Genomic DNA, 18277 nt, shown 5'->3' on the forward strand with positions numbered 1-18277 from the left:
GTGGGACTCGAATCCTCTTGCGCCGGCGACCCCCGCCGCCGCGCTTGAAAGCGCTGTGCCACCAGCGCCCATGCGGAGCAAGAACTTACGCGAAGGAGGCCCCGGCGATCAGCGTTTTGGGATGCTGGATCGGCCCTGCGCAATGGTGTTGCGCGTTGTCATGCTTTCGGGAGAAAATGGGGCGATCGAAGGGGTTCGAACCCTCGACCTCCGGTACCACAAACCGGCGCTCTAACCAACTGAGCTACGATCGCCATGCCCGCCGCGGCGGGGAAGCGGCCCCTTTGCAGAAAGGCGCCGAAATGGGAAGCGAAAAATGACATCTGGATGATTCCAGCGCACAATCGTTCAACGCGAGTCCGCACCGCCCCAACTGCGCGCGGCAATGCGGGGCGGGCTGAGCCCCACATCCAGAAGCGCGCGTTCCTGCACCGAAATGCGGTCGACCCGCGCCACGGCATCGAGCAGGAACCAGCGGCTGCGCACCTGCACCTGCCCTGGTGGAAGGCCACCTGCGGAACCAGACGCCTGCAGCAACCCGGCCGTATCAGCATAGCCCTGCGCCGGGCGGCCGGTGATGAGCGCGCGGGCGCGATCAACCGACATCGCCTGCGGGGCGAGCATCGTGAGCAGGCGCGCCTGATCGGGGCGCAGCGTGTTGATGTTGAGCGGCGAAAGTTCCGGCGAAGGCAGTGCGCAGACCCAGGGGCGCAGGCGTTCGTAGATCTGGGGCGTCATCCCCTTCACCGCACGCAGTTCAGACACGTCGACCACCAGCCGCCCGGCAGTGCGATAGGGCACCGGCTGGGCGCGATACCAGCCGTCTTCCGCGCCGTTGGGTGCGGGCGAATCGTCACTGTCGATCCAGTCAGCCATGGCATCGCTGAGGTGGATGGCCTCTGCCGAAGGAACCGCGAGCGTGGCGAGCAGCGCGCGCAGCTGATCAAGCGCGATGGGACGCAGGGCGAGCACGCCATCGGCGTCCTGCTGCACCAGCGAATTGACGTTGAAGCAGTTGCCGCTGTCCTCGATGCGCAGTTCTACCGTGGCCTGCCCCAGAGGCAGCGGCAGCGGGCGGCCAAGCAGGCCGGATCGGTCCACGGTGACGCGGGGATCGGCATCGACCAGCGTCTTGACCTGCGCCATCGCCAACGTTTCCGCACTGGCAACGGCAAGGCGAGCCTGGGTCATCGCCTGGGCGTTGGCCGCGAGCCGCGTGGCGAGATTGAGCCGTTCGAGCATGACCGCCGCGATCACCGCCATCACCGCCACAAGCAGCAGGACCGAGAGCAGCGCAGCGCCGCGTTCCGTGTGGCGGATGGTCACTGGTAGTTCACCCCGACCAGCGAGACCGCGCGCAGCGGTTCGCCGCTCGGCTGGGGCAGCAGCAGTTCCACCGCCACGGGCAGGTCGGCGGCGCGCTCCGGCTCCCACCGGTCCTGCCACAGGCCGTCCTTCATGCGGAAGCGCAGACGCGGCGGTGCGGCAAGCGGAAGCATCACCGAGCCGGCATCCGATGCCGCGCCATCGGGAAATGGATAGCCCGCGCGTTCCAGCGCCTTGCCTGTCCAGCGCCATTCCACCTTCTGCAGCGATGGCCGTGCCGCACCATCGAGGTTTTCCCAGCCACTGCGGGTAAGGCGCAGGACCAGCGAGCCCCCGCCTGCTTCGAAGGCGGGGTGCGGCTGGCCGGCTTCATCACGCGCAGGCCGGGCGGCGGCTTGCGCCAGATCCGCCGTCCACACCGAAAGGAAGCGGCGCATGGCGGCAACCTGCTCGGTCTTGCCCCGGCTGGCAAGTTCCGCATCGACGCTGAAGCGCAGCAGCGCCAGCGCACCGCCGGCGATCACCGCGAATACGGCGAGCGCGACGAGCATTTCGACGAGGGTGAAGCCGTTGCGCGGCACGCGGGCCATGGTCATGCGCCGGCCAGCCTGGCCAGATCGAGCGTGAAGGCCTGGCTGGCACGGCCGGGCGTGACCTCGCGCACGGACAGGCGGATGGCCAGCGCGGCGGCATCGGGGCGGCGGGTAACAGTGCGCGTCCAGCTGAAGACCCGCCCGGCGTTGCGGATGGTGCCGGTGGCATCGCCCACGGGCGGCGGCGCGGGATCGGTAAGGATTTCGGCCGCCATGTTCTGGGCCACCACCTCACGCAGAAGGCGTTGGTCGAGATCGGCAGTGCGCGCGATCGAGGCGCCTTCCATGCGCATCAGGGCCAGCGCGGCAATGGCGAAGACCGCCAGCGCGACGAGCAGTTCAAGCAGGGTGAAACCGCTATCAGGCGCAGGGCGGCGGCTATTGCGCATCAAGCCGGACCTGCCCGTTGCGGGCGATATGCACCGCCAGCCGGCGATCGTCCCGCGCCAGCCGCACGGTCGCATCGGCGCTGGCAAGGCCGAGCGAATCGAAGACAAGGCGGGTGCGTCCTTCCCCCACCGCAGCCTGTGTGCCCTTGCTCCAGGCGGTCAGTTCGAACCCCGAAAGCGGCAGCCAGCGGCCGTCATCGCGCCGTTCGAAGTAATATCCGGCATCGCCCACCACCAGCGAAACAGGGCTGGCGGTGGCGATGGCCTGGTCACGCGCGGCCACAGTCCGGGCGGCCATCCGCTCGGCTTCGTTGCGCAGGGCGGCTTCGTCGCCCGGCAGGGTCATCACCACCACGGCGGCGAGCAGGCCCATGACGAACAGGACGACCATCATCTCGACCAGCGAGAAGCCGTTGCGGCGGAGATGGATGGCAGCATTCACCCGCAGGGTCTTACGCGCGGGAAGCGCAGGCGATCAATCCGTGTCCTGCACGTTGCGAATGGACTGCAGCGCATCGATCAGCGCGCCATGATCCTTCTGGTCAAACAAGGCGGTGAAGCGCGATTCGTGGCGATCGATCCGCTCCCATGCGGCCTTGACGATGGCGGCGCCTTCTGCCGACACGCGCAACGCATGGCTCCGCCCATCCACGCGGGTGCGGGTAACCAGGCCGCGATCCATCAGGCGCGAGATGATCGGCACCATGTTGGCGCGCTTGATCGACAGCGCCTCCCCCACCTCGCTCTGCGAACAATCGGGGTTCTCGGCGATGATCAGCAGCGTGGTCATCTCCGCAGGACGCATCTCCACGTCGGAAAGTTCACGTGCGAGATCAGCCATCATCACCGTGGACGCACGACGCAGCTGGTACCCCAGCAGCTTGTCCAGCGAATTTGTCAACGGTGCCATGGGGGCACTCTAGAAATAGCTATCGAGGATAGCAATGGGGGTGCGTGTACCCGCCTGCCCGCACCGCGCACGAAAAAGGGCGGCCGAGGCCGCCCTTCTGTCGCAGGTCCCGCAAAGGGGACGCGCTCACTTCTTGAGAGTGAGGCCGCCGAAGCGCTTGTTGAACTGGGCGACGCGGCCGCCCTGGTCCAGCTGACGAGTGCCGCCGGTCCACGCCGGGTGCGAGGTGGGATCGATGTCGAGCGCCAGCGTGTCGCCTTCCTTGCCCCAGGTGGAGCGGGTCTCGAACACGGTGCCGTCGGTCATCTGCACCTTGATCATGTGGTAGTCGGGGTGGATATCGGCCTTCATGGGTCTAGCTCCAATGTGCAACCGGTTCCGACCGGCCGCATAGAATCTGGAAAGCCGCGCGCATAAGGGAATGGCAGCGCTTTGTCGAGATGAGTCTTTGTTGGGTGCGCAAGGCCCATCCGGGCCTTGCTTTGCGGCACCGGCCCGCTCCCCCGCCCGGCCACCCATTCAGGGTACTCTCGTGGGTGGCCGGGCGGGGGAGCGGGCCGGTGCCGCAAGCCTTGGGCGGATGCCCAAGGCGCACCAATCAGCTATCCGCGATCATCGCTGTGAAGCTGACTTCGGTGGCGATCTTGTCACCCAGCATGGCCTTGCCGGCAAACTTGCAGACGCGGGCGCGCTTCTGGGTGAATTCGACGTGAAGGTCGAGCAGGCAACCCGGTTCCACCGGAGTGCGGAACTTCGCTTCCTCGATCGCCATGAAATAGACCAGCTTGCCCGTGCCGGCGAGGCTCAGCGTTTCCACCGCGAGCACGCCCGCGGCCTGGGCCAGCGCTTCGATCTGCAGCACGCCCGGCATGATCGGGCGGCCCGGAAAGTGGCCCTGGAAGAACTGTTCGTTCATCGACACGGCCTTGATGGCGTGAATGCGTTCACCCACCACCAGTTCGGCCACGCGATCGACTAGCAGCAGGGGATAGCGGTGCGGAAGCGCCGCCATCACCTTCACGATATCGAGCTGGAGCGGCGCAGCCGCCGCCCCTTCCACGGTCTCGGTCATTGCCCGTGCCCCCGCGCCGTGCCTCAGCGGCCTTCCGGCTGCTTCTTCTTGCCGGCGGGCGCGGCCGCAGCCGGAGCCGCAGCGGCCGGCTGGCCAGCGGCGGCCGCCTGCTGCGCGGCCTGTTCACGCTGCGCGCGCGGCATCCATCCGGCCGGCGGAACCAGCTGCGCTGCAGGGAACAGGGTGTTGAGCTCGGTCAGCACGTCCTGGCTCAAGTCATAAGCCTTGTCGGCGGTGACGACGCCATCCGGCGGCAGGACGATGGTGATCTTGCGCTTGGCCGAAGCCTGCTGCAGCGCCTTGCCGATCTGTTCGGAAATCTGTTCCTCGACATAGGCTTCCGACAGCTGCAGCGGTGCCAGGATGCGGTTGATCTCTTCCTGGCCGGACTGCTGGATCTGCTGGATCTGCTGGTACTGGGCGCGCAGGGCGGCTTCGTTGGGGTTCGCGGCCTTGCGATCGGCATCGAACTTGGCGACCAGCGGGTCGATCTGCGCCTGGATCTGCTGGGCACGGGTCTTGGCCTGATCGATCTGCGGCTTGTAGGTCGTCTGGCGCTGCTGCGCCGCGGTGCGATAGGCGTTGGACGCGCGCAGCACGCCCGGCAGATCGGCAATGCCGATGCCGGCGACGATCGGGCCAGCTGGCGCTGCGGCCTGGGCCATCGCGTGCGGGGCGGCGGAAACGAGAAGGCCGGCAACCAGCGCGGCCGAAGCAATGCGGAGTTTCATCAGAACTGGGTTCCCACGTTGAAATTGAAGGTCTTGGGATCGTCGCCATCGACCTTGCTGAGGACCTTGGCGAAGTTGATGCGGAAAGGACCGAACGGCGAGTTCCAGTTTACACCGATACCGACCGAGATGCGCGGCTTGGGGCTGTTGCCCAGATAAAGCTCGTCATACTTCTGTGCGGGCGTGTTGGCGACGCCATTGGTGGTCGGCTTGTCGGTCAGGTTGCCACTCGCATCGCGATAGACGATCTGCCCGATCGAGCCAGCTCCGGTCGGGTTGGTCGCGGAGATCAGGGGATTTCTCACCCCGAACACGGCACCGGCATCCGCGAAGATCGAAGGGCGAAGGCCCATTTCGCGCGCACCAGAACCAAGCGGTATCTCCAGCTCGGCATGCGCCAGATAGTAATAGCGCCCGCCAACAGAGTCATCCGACCAGCTGTTGCGATCATTCGAGACAGTGCCGCCCGCACCGGTCACCTGATCGAAACCGCTGTAGAACTTGCGGATCACGCGCGGGCCGACACCGCGGATGTCAAAGCCGCGGATCTGCGGCTCACCCAGGAAGAAGCGATCGGTCAGGCGCGCACCTTCGATCTCGACTCCGTCATTGTCGAAGCGCTTGCTCAACGGCTTGATCGCGCCGCCCTCACCGCGCAGCGAGAACACGAAGCCCTTGCCCAGCGGGAAGTAACGTGCGGCGTTCGCGGTGATGCGCGCATACTTCACCGACCCGCCAAGGCCTGCGAAGTCGCCGCCGACCACGGCCGTGGTACCCTTGGTGGGGCGAAGGCGGTTGTCGAGGGTATCATAGACAAGCGAGGCGCCGAGGATCGAACTGGTGCGCTTGCCGATGGCATCGCACAGGTATCGCCCTGCCAGCAGGATCGAGCACTTGCCATTGAGGAAGTACGTGGCCTGGTCCAGCCGCACATCGTCATAGTTCAGCGTGTAGCGGCCGATCAGCGACATGTATTCGGTGAGCGGAACGCCAGCGCGGATCTGGAAGCCGGTGGTGGCCTGCTTGTAGGTCGTGTTGCGGTTGGTGTTCAGGAAGTTGAAGCTGTTGTAATCGCGGCGATAGATGTCGACACCCATCGAGACGTTGCGATCGAACAGGTAAGGTTCGGTGAAGCTGACCTGGACCGAGCGCGAAAAGCGCGAATAGTCACCCGACAGGCCGACGGTCTGGCCGCGACCGCGGAAGTTGTTCTGCTGGATCGAGGCCTGGAAAATGAAGCTTTCAAGGCTGGAGAAACCTGCCGAAAGCTGCAGCTGGCCAGTCGGCTTTTCCTCGACGTTGGCTTCCAGCACGATGCGGTCCTGCGCGGAACCGGGCTTCTGCTCGACTTCGAACTTTTCCTGGAAGTAGCCGAGCGACTTGATGCGGTTGGACGAGCGCTTGATCTGGTAGGAGTTGAACGCATCGCCTTCAGCCAAGCGGAATTCGCGACGGATCACCTTGTCCTGCGTCAGCGTGTTGCCGTTGACATCCACCCGCTCGACATAGACGCGCGGCGCCTCGGCAATGCGGAAGGTGACCGACATCGTCAGGTCATCCTTGTTGCGGTTGAAGTCGGGCCGCACGTCGGCAAAGGCATAGCCGAAGCTGCCCGCCGTCTCGGTAAGGCTGTCGACGGTGTCTTCCACCAGCTTGGCGTCATACCAGTCGCCCTTGCGCAGCGGCAGGCGCTTGGCCAGCTGTTCGCCATCGAAATCGCGCAGCTGGCTGTCCACCTTCACATCGCCAAGGTGATAGCGCTGCCCTTCCTCGACCACGTAGGTGATGATGAAGTCGCGCTTGTCGGGCGTGAGTTCGGCCACCGCCGAAACGACGCGGAAATCGGCGTAGCCATTGGTCAGGTAGAACTGGCGCAGCTTCTGCTGGTCGAACGCCAGGCGATCGGGGTCATAGCTGGTGCCGCTGGAGAACAGGCGGAAGGCGCGCGCCTGCTTGGTCACCATCTGGCCGCGCAGTTCGCTGTCCGAGAACTTGTCGTTGCCGATGATGTTGATCTGGCGGACTTTCGACTTCGGCCCTTCCTGGATCTCGAACACGATGTCGACGCGGTTCTGGTCGAGCATGACCATCTTCGGTTCGACCGAGGCGGCGAAACGGCCCTGACGCTTGTAGAGCTCGATGATGCGGGCAACGTCCGCACGCACCTTGGACCGGGTAAAGATCTGCCGCGCCGTCAGCTTGATCTCGGGGAGGATCTTGTCTTCCTTCAGGCGCTTGTTGCCTTCCAGGATGATGCGGTTGACGACCGGGTTTTCCTTCACCTGGATCACCACGTCGCCATTGGCGTTGCGCAGCTGCACTTCGGCGAAGAGCTCGGTGGCGTAGAGGTCTTTCAGAACCTGGTCCGCGCTGGCTTGGGTATAGGGATCGCCCACGCGCATGCGGATGTAAGAAAGGATCGTATCGGATTCGAGGCGCTGGGCGCCCTCGATGGTGATCGACTTCACCTGCTGCTGCGCCACGACCGGCGCAGGCGCCGCCGTGGCTGGCGCGGCAGCCGGGGCATCGAGCGGGATCGGCACGGCCTTGCCCGGCTTGGCCTTCTCGGCCTTGGCCGGCTTCTGCTGCGCCAAGGCGACCTGAGGTGCGACGCACAGCGCGGTGCTGGCGAGCAGCGCTACCGCGAAGCCCGGACGGCGCCGGGCATCACTGTGGGCCAAGCTGGCGGCCGGGCAGGAGTTCCTTGCAATCATCACCAAGCGCCATCCCGTAGTTCGTGCGGCACACCATTCCGGCAGGCCGCTGACGAGGCGGGCGCATGGCCGGAAAAAACAATTCCGGCCCTGTGCCCGATGCCGGGGCGGCGCGCAAGCAAGCACGCAAATCGCCACGGCCTTAGCCCCGCAAATTGTGGAAAATCCGGCTCCCCGGCCCGGTACCGATCAGGGCGTCTCAGGCCGAAGCCACGACGCCGAACTTCTACCCTCCAAACAGCTTCAGCGACGAAAGGTCGATGAAGGTCACGAACAGCATCAGCCCCAGCACCAGCGCCAGCCCGGTGCGGAACGCCAGTTCCTGCCCGCGCTGGCTGACGGGCCGCCGCCGCACCGCCTCTGCCGCATACATCGCGAGGTGGCCGCCATCGAGCACCGGAATTGGCAAGAGGTTGATGAACCCCAAGTTAATCGAGATCATCGCGATGAAGGCGACGAACGGCTGCCACCCGGAAACGAGCTGCTCGCCCGAAAACTTGGCGATCTTGATCGGCCCGCCCAGTTCCTTCACCTCGCGCTTGCCGGTCACGATCTGGCCCATTGCGGTCATGGTCATGCCGATGATGTCGCGCGTCTGCGCCACTGCATCGCCCACCGCGCCCACGGGGCCGACCGGCACGCGCTCCACCTGCGTGGGCCCGATGCCGAGGAAGCCGATGCGCTGCGTATTGCCGAAGTTGTCGCTGAGTTCCTTGGCCGCCGGCGTGACCGGCAGCGCGATCCGGCGCCCGTCGCGCTCGATCACCAGGTCCATCGCCTCGCCCGGATGCTGCGACACTGCCATGCGGATGTCGGTAAAGCTTTCCACGGCGGCCCCGCGCACCGAGACGACGCGGTCGTTCAGCTTCAGCCCGGCCTTTTCGGCAACCGAGCCTTCCATGATGATCCCGATCACCGGAGGCGAAACGACGCGGCCATAAGCCATGGTGAAACCGGCGAGGATGATCACCGCCAGCGCCAGGTTGGTGAGCGGCCCTGCCAGCACGATCAGCGCGCGCTGCCACAGCGGCTTTGCCTGGAATGTGGCATTGCGCTCCTCCGGCGGCAGCGCAAGCCACTCCGCACTGGGCTGGCTGGCGGGGTTCATGTCTCCCGCAAATTGCACATAGCCGCCAAGGGGCAGCGCTGCGATCTTCCAGCGGGTGCCGCGCTTGTCGGTCCAGCCGACCAGTTCCTTGCCGAAGCCGATCGAAAATACATCGGCCTTCACCCCGAACAGTCGCCCGACGATGTAATGGCCATATTCATGGACGAAGACGAGCGGCCCCAGCACCAGCACAAAGCCCAGCAGGGTGATCAGCAGGCCGGGCGAATGCATCTCTGGCGTCAACGAACGGGCTCCATCGCTTCACGCGCCTTCACCCGCGCCTCGCGGTCCACGGCAATCACCTCGTCCAGCGAGGCGGGCGGTGGCAGCGGGCAGGATTCCAGCACGTTTTCAGCACACTGCACGATTCGGGTGAACGCAATCTGACCATCGAGGAACGCAGCGACGGCGATCTCGTTCGCGGCGTTGAGAATGGCTGGCGCGGCCCCGCCCGCGATCACCGCTTCACGCGCCAGGCGGGTGGCGGGAAAACGGGACTCATCGGGGTGGCGAAATGTCAGTTCGCCGATCGCGGCAAGATCCAGCGGGGCACAGGGCGTGTCCATGCGTTCGGGCCAGGCCAGCGCCGAAGCAATCGGCACGCGCATGTCCGACGGGCCCAATTGCGCCAGGGTCGAACCGTCACGATATTCGACCATCGAATGGACGATGGACTGCGGGTGGACGATGATCCGCAGCCGCTCGACGCCCACCGGAAAGAGGTGGAACGCCTCGATGAATTCCAGCCCCTTGTTCATCATCGTGGCGGAATCGACGCTGATCTTCGCGCCCATCGACCAGTTGGGATGCTTGACCGCCTCGGCTGGGGTGGCGGCATGGAGCCGGTCCAGCGACCAGTCACGGAACGGGCCACCGCTCGCCGTCAGCGTGATCCAGCGTACGTGGGCGGGGTCGTTGCCGGTCAGGCACTGGAAGATGGCGTTGTGTTCGCTGTCCACCGGCAGCAGGGTGGCGCCCGTGCGCGCGACGGCAGCCGTCATCACGAAGCCTGCGGAAACCAGCGCTTCCTTGTTGGCCAGCGCCACGACCTTGCCCTGCTCGATCGCCGCCATGGTTGGGGCAAGGCCCGCACAGCCGACGATGGCGGCCACCGTGATGTCGGCCCCGCGCGCGGCAGCCTCCACCAGCGCGGCTTCGCCTGCTGCAGCCTCGATCCCCGATCCGGCCAGCGCCTCGCGCAGATCGGCAAGGCGGGATTCGTCGGCGACCACGGCCACTTCTGCGCCAAATTCACGCGCCAGGACGGCGAGTTCCGCCGCCTGCGCATTGGCGGTGAGCGCCAGCACGCGGAAGCTGTCACGGTTGCGCCGCACCAGGTCCAGCGTGGATGCGCCGATCGACCCGGTGGCGCCAAGGACGGTGATCGTCCGCATCAGGCTGCCTGACCCCATGCCCAGACCGTACCGACGACAATGGCCACGGGCAACAGTCCGTCAACGCGGTCGAACACCCCGCCATGCCCCGGAATGAGGCGTGACGAATCCTTCACCCCTGCCTTGCGCTTCAGCCAGCTTTCATAGAAATCGCCCGCCTGCGCCACGCAGGCCAGCCCTGCCCCGGCCAGTGCGGCAAGACCGACGTTGGTGTTGCGCAGCGCCTCACCCACGCTGGCCCCATTCGGACCGAGCGCCGATAGCGCATAGCCTGCTAACAGCACGACCAGCCCGGCCCACACCCCCGCCGCGGCCATGCCGCCGGCAAGGCCGGACCATGTCTTGGAAGGGCTGATCGCCGGGGCGATCTTGGGCCCGCCAATCGCGCGCCCGGTGAAATAGGCGCCGGTGTCGGTGCAGATCACCAGCCCGACAACAGCCAGCAGCAGCGCCGGCGGAATGACCACCAGCGAAAGGCCGGCCCAGCCGATATAGAGCGCGCCGGTGATCACCGCCGCCCCCATCTTGGCAGGATTGGGCGCGATTCTGGCCGCGAGGCCGACATATTCGACGAACACGGCAAAAGCGACAAGGCCGATGAAGCCATCCTTCACCAATCCGCCGCGCCAGAAGGCAAAGCCGGCCAGCAGCAGCATGACCACTGCCGAGGCGATGCGCACGGGCAGGTCGCTGCGCTTCGCGGCAGGCGAAGCCGGCTGGGGACCTTCAGCGTCCGCCAAAGCGGCGCTCCCGCGCGGCAAAGCAATCCAGTGCCTCGCGCAGGTGCTCGGGGCCGAAATCGGGCCACAGCACATCCACGAACAGCATCTCGGCATAGGCCGCCTGCCACAGCAGGAAGTTCGACAGGCGCACCTCGCCCGAAGTGCGGATCAGCAGGTCGAGCGGCGGAAGGTCCGCGGTATCGAGTTCGGCGGCCAGCGTATCGTGCGTGATCTGCCCCTTGGCCGCCGCCTTGTTCGCCGCGCGCACGATCTCGTCCTGCGAACCATAGTTGAGCGCGACGGCCAGCGTGGTGCCCACATTGCCGGCGGTGCGCGCCAGGGCATGGTCAACCAGTTCGACAACATCGGGCGCAAACGCCTTGTAATCGCCGATGATCTTCAGCTTCACGCCTGCCGCGGCGAACTCGTCGAGATCGGACAGGATGAAGTGCTTCATCAGCCCCATCAGGGCCGAAACCTCGTCCTCGGGGCGGCTCCAGTTCTCGGTGGAGAAGGCATAGAGGGTCAGCGCCTCCAACCCCATCTCGCGCGCGGCGCGCACGGTGCGGCGGACCGCCTCAACCCCCCGCTTGTGGCCAAGGGCACGGGGCATGTGGCGCTTCTTCGCCCAGCGCCCGTTGCCATCCATGATGATGGCAACGTGGCGGGCGCCGTGGTCGGCACCGCCCGTCAGGCCATCGACCCGCGCACCCTGAGCCTGCGGTAGGGTCACTTGCCGAGGATTTCCTTTTCCTTGGCCGCTGCGGCTTCGTCTGCCGCCTTGATCTGTTCGTCGGTCAGCTTCTGCAGCTCGGTCTCGGCGCGCTTGCGCTCGTCTTCCGAGATTTCCTTCTTGTTCTCGTCCACCTTCAGCGCATCCATGCCATCGCGGCGCACGTTGCGGATCGCCACGCGGGCGCCTTCGGCATACTTGCTGGCAAGCTTGGCCAGCTCCTTGCGGCGCTCCTCGGTCAGATCCGGGATCGGCAGGCGCAGGACGTTGCCATCGTTGATGGGGTTGAGGCCCAGCCCTGCCGAACGGATCGCCTTTTCCACCGGGCCGATGCTCGATTTGTCCCACACCTGCACCGAAAGCATGCGCGGTTCGGGCGCCGAAACGGTGGCCACCTGGTTCAGCGGCATGTGGCTGCCATAGATTTCCACGGTGACCGGATCGAGCAGCGAGACGTTGGCGCGGCCGGTGCGCAGGCCGTTGAGGTCGTTCTTCAGCGACTCCACGGCGCCCTTCATGCGGCGCTCAAGGTCCGCCTTGTCATACTTGGCCATGCTCAAACGTCCTTCTTGACTATGGTCTGCGTGCCCTCACCCGCCAGAACGCGGGCAAGGTTGCCCTGTTCACGGATCGAAAAGACCACGATGGGAATATTGTTGTCGCGGCACAGCGCCACGGCGCTGGCGTCCATAACCTGCAGGTTGTCGGCCAGCACGGTGTCGTAATCGACCGTGTCATAGCGGCGCGCGGTCGGGTCCTTCTTGGGATCGGCGTTGTAGACACCGTCCACGCTCGTGCCCTTCAGCAACGCATCGCACTTCATTTCCGCCGCACGCAGCGCCGCGCCGGAATCAGTAGTGAAATAGGGGGCGCCCACGCCCGCGGCGAAGATCACCACGCGGCCCTTTTCCAGATGGCGCTCGGCGCGGCGGCGGATCACCGGCTCGCACACCTTGTCCATCTCGATCGCGCTCTGCACGCGGGTGGGAACGCCCAGCCGCTCCAGCGCGCTCTGCATCGCCAGGGCGTTCATCACCGTGGCCAGCATGCCCATGTAGTCCGCCTGCGCGCGGTCCATGCCCTTGGCGGCGCCGGCCATGCCGCGGAAGATGTTGCCCCCGCCGATCACCAGGCACAGTTCCAGCCCGCTGTCCTTGGCAGCCTTCACCTCGCCAGCCAGCGCGGCGACGAATTCGGTATCGATGCCGAATTGCTGGTTCCCCATCAACACCTCGCCCGAGAGTTTGAGGAGGATGCGCTTGTAGGCAGGGGCAGTCATAAGGCGGTCAACACTCGTGGCAGGTGCGGAATTTGGCGGCCCTTATACGCGCAATGAACAGCGTGTGAAGGCCACGAGAACGGGAGAATACGTGTTTTCCAGACGCAGGCGTCCCCGCGCAGGCAGGTTCCGCAGGGGAACCGCCCGCGCGGGGACGCCGCGTTGCAGGAAACTTACTTGATGCCGGCTGCGGCAGCCACTTCGGCCGCGAAGTCGGTCTCTTCCTTCTCGATGCCTTCGCCGAGCTGGAAGCGAACGTAGTCCACCAGCGCGATCTTGGTGCCGGCGGCCTTGCCCGCCTGCGCCACCACGTCAGCGATCGAGGTCTTGTTGTCCATCACGAAGATCTGGCTGAGCAGCGCGTTTTCCTTGGCATACTTGGCCACGGCGCCATCAACCATCTTGGCCTGCACTTCGGCGGGCTTGCCCGATTCGGCGGCCTTTTCGGCAGCGATCTTGCGTTCGCGCGCGATCAGCTCGGGATCGAGGTCCTCGGCGGTCAGCGCCTGCGGGAAGGCTGCGGCGATGTGCATGGCGATCTGCTTGCCCAGCGGCTCCAGCACGTCGGCACCCGCTTCGGATTCGAGCGCGACGAGCACACCGATCTTGCCGAGGTTGGCGGCGGCGGCGTTGTGCATATAGGGCACGACCACGCCGTTCGTCACCGAAACGTGCTTGATGCGGCGCAGCTGCTGGTTTTCACCGATGGTGGCGACATTGTTGGTCAGCTTGTCGGCCACGGTGCCGCCATCGGGATAAGCGGCGGCCTTCAGCGTTTCCACGTCGGCAGCGCCGGTGCCCAGCGCCACTTCGGTGGCCTTGCGCACGAAGTCCTGGAACTGGTCGTTCTTGGCAACGAAGTCGGTTTCCGAGTTGACCTCGACCGCAACGCCCTTGGTGCCCGAAACGGCCACGCCGACGAGGCCCTCGGCCGCGGTGCGGCTGGACTTCTTGGCGGCGGCAGCCAGGCCCTTGGCGCGCAGCGCGTCGACCGCGGCTTCAAAGTCACCGCCGGATTCGTCGAGCGCCTTCTTGCAGTCCATCATGCCGGCGCCGGTGCGCTCGCGCAGGTTCTTCACGTCAGCGGCGGTGTAAGCCATCGCAGTGATCCTTCTTGTTCTTGAAAACGGGTGAGGCCGCAGCAGTGCCGCGGCCCATAACGGATGCCTGGGTCAATTCGGTGACGGCGCGCCGGGCGCGCCGTCACACGAAATGCACTGGATCAGGCCTCGACCGATTCTTCCGGCAGGGGCTCGTCCATCGCGCCGAGATCGGCGCCCGAAGCCACGGCGGCGTCACGGCCACCCTTGGTCGCGGCAGCAGCCACGGCTTCGCAATAGAGGCGGATCGCGCGGCTGGCGTCGTCGTTCGCCGGGATCGGGAACGCGATGCCATCGGGCGAGACGTTCGAATCGAGGATCGCCACAACCGGGATGCCAAGGACGTTGGCTTCCTTGATCGCCAGCTCTTCCTTGTTGGCGTCGATCACGAACATCACGTCGGGAATGCCGCCCATGTCGCGGATGCCGCCGAGCGACAGCTCGAACTTGTCGCGCTCGCGGGTAAGCTGCAGAACTTCCTTCTTGGTGAGACCGGTGGTGTCACCCGAAAGCTGCTCTTCCAGCGCCTTGAAGCGCTTGATCGAGCCCGAGATGGTCTTCCAGTTGGTGAGCATGCCGCCCAACCAGCGGTGGTTCACGAAGTGCTGGCCCGAAGCGCGCGCAGCCTGGGCGATCGGTTCCTGCGCCTGGCGCTTGGTGCCCACGAACAGCACCTTGCCACCGGCCTGCACCGTCGCCTGCACGAATTCGAGCGCGCGGGCCATCAGCGGCACGGTCTGCGACAGGTCGAGAATGTGGATGCCGTTGCGGGCGCCGAAGATGTACGGCTTCATCCGCGGGTTCCAGCGGTGGGTCTGGTGGCCGAAGTGTGCGCCGGCCTCGATCAGTTGCTGCATGGTGACGACGGGAGCCGCCATAGGTCTTTCCTTTCCGGTTTCACCTCCGGGAAGCTGGAACCGTGGCGGAGGAACCCGCGTGCGGCACCGGTGAAAGCGCTTCCCGTGTGGATTTGCCGCCTGTCGCTAACCGGGCCCAATGCCCGACTCACCGGCTGCAAGGCGCGGCCCTTAGCCTACGCCTGCCGGGAAATCCACCGCAAATGCGCCGAAGCGGAGTGGCTGGGTGCGAATCAGCCAGTCTTCGCCCCGTGCTCTGGCCGAAGGTCACCAGCGTGCCAGCCCCGTTCTGCGCATATGCGACGTAACGAAAGCGTCTCGAAAACCGACTTAAGCAGAACAACTTAGGGAAAGTGTTCCAAAAACACCCAATTCCCGCTTGACTTGCGAGAACAAAAAGAGAACATTGTCTCTCGTTGGAACGGAATGGAACCGTTCAGGAACAGGTCAGTTATCCACAGCAAATCCACAACCTGTCAAGCCAGTGGCGAAACAGTCGGTGGAATGGTCGGAAAGGCGGTCACGATGCTCGGAATTCTTGCTTCCCTCCTCATCGCTGCAGGCGGCGTTGCGGCAGTGATCGCAATCGTGGCCACCGTGCGTCAACAGATCGGCGCAGTGCGTCAGGTGCTGTGCGATGCCCAGTCGCTTTCCGACGATCGCGAATTCCTCGTTCGGATGACGGGAGATACGCGGACCTCTCCGATCGCTTTCGCCCGCCTGCGCCGCGTGCCGCAGCGGTCGGTCAGGCGTTCTGGCCCGCGTCCGCTCTGGCCCGATCACCTGCGCGCCGCCTGACCCGGGCATAGCGGACCACGCCCACGGGGACGAGCGCAAGATAAACCGCGCAGATCCCCACCAGCGTCAGCCACGGCTCTGTCAGCAAGGCTGCAAAGACCAGCCCGAACAGCGCGATCACCTCCAGCCGTATCGCCTTGCGCGGACGCATGGACCCCCAGCTGAGCGTTGCGGTATTCGATATCATCAGGAATGCGATCAGCGCGGTCCAAGCCGCCACGGCTTCCGGCCGGCGAAACATTTCGTTTCCGCTCGCGATCCACAGGTAGATCGGCATCATGGCCAGCCCTGCCCCGACAGGCGCCGGAACGCCGGTGAGGAAGCCTGCGCTCTTGTGCGGCTGGTCCTTCAGATCGATCTGCGCATTGAACCGCGCCAGCCGCAGCGCGCAGCATACCGCCAGCGCGAGCGCGGCGAACCAGCCGAATCGCGGCACCTGTTGCAGGCTCCACAGATAGAGCACCAGCGCCGGCGCCACCCCGAACGAGATCGAGTCCGACAGGCTGTCCAGCTCGGCACCAAAGCGTGACTGCGCCTTCATCATCCGGGCAACCCGCCCGTCGATGCCATCCAGCATCCCGGCCAGGATGATCGCCAGCACGGCCGCCTTGAAATCGCCGCCGATGGCGAAGCGGATGCCGGTCAGTCCGCAGCACAGTGCGCCCGATGTGATCGCATTGGGCACCAGCGCCCGCAGCGTCAGGCCGCGCGGCAGCTTGCGCCTGCCGAAATCGTCGCCCGTGGGCGCGATCAGGTCACGATCTTCGGGCGCATCCGGCTCGGTCACTGGCGGATGCCCTCGATCGCCGGAGCCTGGCCGATCTCGGCCAGCACGGTTTCACCTGCGATCACCTTCTGGCCCATCAGCACGCGCGGTTCTGTGCCTTCCGGCAAGTAGACATCCACGCGGCTGCCGAATCGGATCAAGCCGATGCGCTGGCCAGCTGCAACGATGTCGCCGCCCTTCACGAAGGGTACGATGCGCCGCGCGATCAGGCCGGCGATCTGGGTGAAGCCAACCTTCACCCCGTCGCCGCGCTCCACCAGGAAGTGCTGGCGCTCGTTCTCTTCGCTCGCCTTGTCGAGATCGGCATTCAGGAACTTGCCGGGGATATAGACCACCCGGCGGATCGTCCCGGCAATCGGCGTGCGATTGATGTGGACGTCAAACACCGACATGAAGATCGAAACGCGCGTCACCGGGCGGTCAGGCAGGGCAGCTGCGCCGCTGCCATCGTCGGCGCTCAGTTCGCGTGGCGGATTCACCTTCTGGATCAGGGTTATCAGGCCGTCCGCCGGGCTGACGATGGCGTTGTCGTCGCGCGGGGTGACGCGTTCGGGATCGCGGAAAAAGGCGAGGATGCCAAGCACCAGCGCGCCCAGCGGCCAGGCCAGCGTTTCCCAGGCCATGAATGCGCATCCGGCGCAGACCGCCGCAGCGATCAGCGCAAACTTGCGTCCTTCGGGATGGATGGAGGGCCAGCTCCAGCCAGCGGTACCGCGTCCGCGGTTGTCAAGAATGTCTCCGGGCATTGGCTGCATCTAAGGGCAAGCGCCGCCATCCACAACCCGCCGCGGGCCTGTCACGATTCTCCCGCGTCCCTGCACGTGCGTTCTTCAGGCAATCGCCATGGAGTATCAGGCCCGCTGCCCAAGACCATCAGATAGCCCGAAATCCACCCGCCACGCAGCCTGCCCGCGCCGGCACGCAAGGCGCTCGCCCCGGCTCGCGGCGTGGTGCCAGGCCTTCTGCGCGAAAAACGAAGGGTGTGGAGAGAGCCAAGCGTTGGCCGCCGTCGAGCGACGGCTGCCCAGCCTGGAGGACCAGTGCACCGCAGCCGGCGACAACTCGCGTGTGTTAGAAGGAGGTTCTATTGCAACGCCCGCATCACCAGCACGCCGGTGCCCGCACCGCATGCGAAAACCACCAGGAACGCCAACAACAACATGTCCATGCCGCATTCTCCGTGGCTCGCGTCGCCCTTGGGCAGGCCTACTGCGCGTTGGTGAGTTGGTTCGATGCCCCGAACAGGGTGTTTGACACTGTATTGCCCAGCACCGAGGCCCCGGCCATCGCGGTCAAGACCACGATCGCGCAGATCAGGCCGTATTCAACCGCTGTCGCCCCTGCCTCGTCGCGCCAGAGCCTGGTCAAGATGCCCACATCCCTCTCCGTACTGAGCCAGTCCTGCCTTGGCATGAACGGGCAACGGTAATTCCGGGTATGTCCAGCACACGCAAAAATACTTGGCAGCTCAGTTGAAGCGGCCACCTGCTTTTGAAGCGGAGCAGTGCAGCGGTGGTGGCAGGGCTTGTACCGAACCACCTCATTAAGTACTGTATTTTATAGATAAATAATGGATTTTCAGATCCATTCTCCCACATTTCCTCCCACATAATGGGTTTCTTGCGACGTACGGTCGTTCGCCTTAGGCGTTTTATCTGACCTCACAAGGTGCACATTCCATGTGACCGACCGGCTCAACCCGAGCGACAATCGCTGGCTCAAGCCCTGACAGAACGGTACGCGCTAAACCCAGATTGTGGGACA

21 protein-coding genes and 1 tRNA gene are annotated in these 18277 nt (G+C 65.3%); 1 reads left to right on the forward strand and 21 read right to left on the reverse strand.

Annotated features, from left to right (window positions below; all coding sequences use genetic code 11):
- Window positions 1–177: 177 nt before the first annotated feature.
- From POM99_RS16750 to rpsB, 18 genes are all read right to left on the reverse strand, one after another.
- A tRNA-His gene (locus POM99_RS16750) sits at window positions 178–254 on the reverse strand.
- Window positions 255–348: 94 nt separating this feature from the next.
- Window positions 349–1326 carry a type II secretion system minor pseudopilin GspK gene (gene gspK / locus POM99_RS16755; RefSeq protein WP_277279630.1) on the reverse strand — a complete coding sequence of 326 codons (978 nt, stop codon included), beginning with the start codon at window positions 1324–1326 and terminating at the stop codon, window positions 349–351.
- The gene (gene gspJ / locus POM99_RS16760; protein ID WP_277279631.1) at window positions 1323–1922 is read right to left on the reverse strand and encodes a type II secretion system minor pseudopilin GspJ; all 600 of its coding nucleotides are present in this window, start codon (window positions 1920–1922) and stop codon (window positions 1323–1325) included. The genes gspK and gspJ overlap by 4 nt, the downstream gene beginning before the upstream one ends.
- On the reverse strand, window positions 1919–2308 hold the full coding sequence (gene gspI / locus POM99_RS16765; protein WP_277279632.1) for a type II secretion system minor pseudopilin GspI: 390 nt from the start codon (window positions 2306–2308) through the stop codon (window positions 1919–1921). Before gspI ends, gspJ begins: the two co-directional genes overlap by 4 nt.
- Complete coding sequence (locus POM99_RS16770; protein ID WP_277279633.1) at window positions 2298–2750, reverse strand: GspH/FimT family pseudopilin; 453 nt, start codon at window positions 2748–2750, stop codon at window positions 2298–2300. Before POM99_RS16770 ends, gspI begins: the two co-directional genes overlap by 11 nt.
- Before the next feature lie 33 nt (window positions 2751–2783).
- On the reverse strand, window positions 2784–3218 hold the full coding sequence (locus POM99_RS16775) for a MarR family winged helix-turn-helix transcriptional regulator (protein ID WP_277279634.1): 435 nt from the start codon (window positions 3216–3218) through the stop codon (window positions 2784–2786).
- A gap of 126 nt (window positions 3219–3344) precedes the next feature.
- Window positions 3345–3569 (reverse strand): 50S ribosomal protein L31, encoded by a 225-nt coding sequence (gene rpmE / locus POM99_RS16780; protein WP_277279635.1) that lies wholly within the window; start codon window positions 3567–3569, stop codon window positions 3345–3347.
- Window positions 3570–3816: 247 nt separating this feature from the next.
- Window positions 3817–4290, reverse strand: a complete 474-nt coding sequence (gene fabZ / locus POM99_RS16785; RefSeq protein ID WP_277279636.1) for a 3-hydroxyacyl-ACP dehydratase FabZ — start codon at window positions 4288–4290, stop codon at window positions 3817–3819.
- Window positions 4291–4313: 23 nt separating this feature from the next.
- Window positions 4314–5021 carry an OmpH family outer membrane protein gene (locus POM99_RS16790; protein WP_277279637.1) on the reverse strand — a complete coding sequence of 236 codons (708 nt, stop codon included), beginning with the start codon at window positions 5019–5021 and terminating at the stop codon, window positions 4314–4316.
- Window positions 5021–7702 (reverse strand): outer membrane protein assembly factor BamA, encoded by a 2682-nt coding sequence (gene bamA / locus POM99_RS16795; RefSeq protein WP_277279638.1) that lies wholly within the window; start codon window positions 7700–7702, stop codon window positions 5021–5023. Before bamA ends, POM99_RS16790 begins: the two co-directional genes overlap by 1 nt.
- A 259-nt stretch (window positions 7703–7961) precedes the next feature.
- Complete coding sequence (gene rseP / locus POM99_RS16800; protein ID WP_277279660.1) at window positions 7962–9074, reverse strand: RIP metalloprotease RseP; 1113 nt, start codon at window positions 9072–9074, stop codon at window positions 7962–7964.
- Between the two features lie 8 nt (window positions 9075–9082).
- Window positions 9083–10237: a 1-deoxy-D-xylulose-5-phosphate reductoisomerase gene (locus tag POM99_RS16805; RefSeq protein ID WP_277279661.1), complete on the reverse strand. Its 1155-nt coding sequence runs from the start codon at window positions 10235–10237 to the stop codon at window positions 9083–9085.
- A complete protein-coding gene (locus tag POM99_RS16810) occupies window positions 10237–10977 on the reverse strand; it encodes a phosphatidate cytidylyltransferase (RefSeq protein WP_277279639.1) in 741 nt (246 codons plus the stop codon). The genes POM99_RS16805 and POM99_RS16810 overlap by 1 nt, the downstream gene beginning before the upstream one ends.
- Window positions 10964–11608, reverse strand: coding sequence for a polyprenyl diphosphate synthase (uppS, locus tag POM99_RS16815; protein ID WP_277279662.1), 645 nt, complete (start codon window positions 11606–11608; stop codon window positions 10964–10966). The genes POM99_RS16810 and uppS overlap by 14 nt, the downstream gene beginning before the upstream one ends.
- Before the next feature lie 80 nt (window positions 11609–11688).
- Window positions 11689–12246, reverse strand: a complete 558-nt coding sequence (gene frr / locus POM99_RS16820; RefSeq protein ID WP_277279640.1) for a ribosome recycling factor — start codon at window positions 12244–12246, stop codon at window positions 11689–11691.
- A gap of 2 nt (window positions 12247–12248) precedes the next feature.
- Entirely contained in the window at window positions 12249–12971 is a 723-nt protein-coding gene (pyrH, locus tag POM99_RS16825) for a UMP kinase (RefSeq protein ID WP_277279641.1), read from the reverse strand.
- 173 nt (window positions 12972–13144) lie between these two features.
- Window positions 13145–14071: a translation elongation factor Ts gene (gene tsf, locus POM99_RS16830; protein ID WP_277279642.1), complete on the reverse strand. Its 927-nt coding sequence runs from the start codon at window positions 14069–14071 to the stop codon at window positions 13145–13147.
- A gap of 122 nt (window positions 14072–14193) precedes the next feature.
- Window positions 14194–14949, reverse strand: coding sequence for a 30S ribosomal protein S2 (rpsB, locus tag POM99_RS16835; RefSeq protein ID WP_277279643.1), 756 nt, complete (start codon window positions 14947–14949; stop codon window positions 14194–14196).
- A gap of 555 nt (window positions 14950–15504) precedes the next feature.
- Between rpsB and POM99_RS16840 the strand changes: the two genes are divergently transcribed.
- Window positions 15505–15726 (forward strand): hypothetical protein, encoded by a 222-nt coding sequence (locus tag POM99_RS16840; RefSeq protein ID WP_277279644.1) that lies wholly within the window; start codon window positions 15505–15507, stop codon window positions 15724–15726.
- On the opposite strand, the gene POM99_RS16845 is transcribed toward POM99_RS16840, so the two are convergent.
- The 3 genes from POM99_RS16845 to POM99_RS16855 all read right to left on the reverse strand — a co-directional run bounded on the left by POM99_RS16845 (window position 15674) and on the right by POM99_RS16855 (window position 17881).
- The gene (locus POM99_RS16845) at window positions 15674–16513 is read right to left on the reverse strand and encodes a CDP-alcohol phosphatidyltransferase family protein (RefSeq protein WP_438823024.1); all 840 of its coding nucleotides are present in this window, start codon (window positions 16511–16513) and stop codon (window positions 15674–15676) included. The two genes, POM99_RS16840 and POM99_RS16845, sit on opposite strands and share 53 nt — an antisense overlap.
- On the reverse strand, window positions 16510–17259 hold the full coding sequence (locus POM99_RS16850) for a phosphatidylserine decarboxylase (protein WP_277279645.1): 750 nt from the start codon (window positions 17257–17259) through the stop codon (window positions 16510–16512). Before POM99_RS16850 ends, POM99_RS16845 begins: the two co-directional genes overlap by 4 nt.
- Window positions 17260–17719: 460 nt before the next feature.
- Window positions 17720–17881, reverse strand: a complete 162-nt coding sequence (locus POM99_RS16855; RefSeq protein WP_279644908.1) for a Flp family type IVb pilin — start codon at window positions 17879–17881, stop codon at window positions 17720–17722.
- Between the last annotated feature and the right edge of the window lie 396 nt (window positions 17882–18277).

It is taken from the genome of Novosphingobium cyanobacteriorum (assembly GCF_029436685.1).
In the GTDB taxonomy this organism is placed as follows: Bacteria; Pseudomonadota; Alphaproteobacteria; order Sphingomonadales; family Sphingomonadaceae; genus Novosphingobium; species Novosphingobium cyanobacteriorum.

Excerpts from the sequence above, each read along its gene's own strand:
- gspJ (WP_277279631.1), bottom strand. The coding sequence starts at position 1,922 with ATGACCATGGCCCGCGTGCCGCGCAACGGCTTCACCCTCGTCGAAATG.
- gspI (WP_277279632.1), bottom strand. The coding sequence starts at position 2,308 with ATGCGCAATAGCCGCCGCCCTGCGCCTGATAGCGGTTTCACCCTGCTT.
- POM99_RS16775 (WP_277279634.1), bottom strand. The coding sequence starts at position 3,218 with ATGGCACCGTTGACAAATTCGCTGGACAAGCTGCTGGGGTACCAGCTG.
- rpmE (WP_277279635.1), bottom strand. The coding sequence starts at position 3,569 with ATGAAGGCCGATATCCACCCCGACTACCACATGATCAAGGTGCAGATG.
- fabZ (WP_277279636.1), bottom strand. The coding sequence starts at position 4,290 with ATGACCGAGACCGTGGAAGGGGCGGCGGCTGCGCCGCTCCAGCTCGAT.
- POM99_RS16790 (WP_277279637.1), bottom strand. The coding sequence starts at position 5,021 with ATGAAACTCCGCATTGCTTCGGCCGCGCTGGTTGCCGGCCTTCTCGTT.
- rseP (WP_277279660.1), bottom strand. The coding sequence starts at position 9,074 with ATGCATTCGCCCGGCCTGCTGATCACCCTGCTGGGCTTTGTGCTGGTG.
- POM99_RS16805 (WP_277279661.1), bottom strand. The coding sequence starts at position 10,237 with ATGCGGACGATCACCGTCCTTGGCGCCACCGGGTCGATCGGCGCATCC.
- uppS (WP_277279662.1), bottom strand. The coding sequence starts at position 11,608 with ATGGATGGCAACGGGCGCTGGGCGAAGAAGCGCCACATGCCCCGTGCC.
- frr (WP_277279640.1), bottom strand. The coding sequence starts at position 12,246 with ATGGCCAAGTATGACAAGGCGGACCTTGAGCGCCGCATGAAGGGCGCC.
- pyrH (WP_277279641.1), bottom strand. The coding sequence starts at position 12,971 with ATGACTGCCCCTGCCTACAAGCGCATCCTCCTCAAACTCTCGGGCGAG.
- tsf (WP_277279642.1), bottom strand. The coding sequence starts at position 14,071 with ATGGCTTACACCGCCGCTGACGTGAAGAACCTGCGCGAGCGCACCGGC.
- rpsB (WP_277279643.1), bottom strand. The coding sequence starts at position 14,949 with ATGGCGGCTCCCGTCGTCACCATGCAGCAACTGATCGAGGCCGGCGCA.
- POM99_RS16850 (WP_277279645.1), bottom strand. The coding sequence starts at position 17,259 with ATGCCCGGAGACATTCTTGACAACCGCGGACGCGGTACCGCTGGCTGG.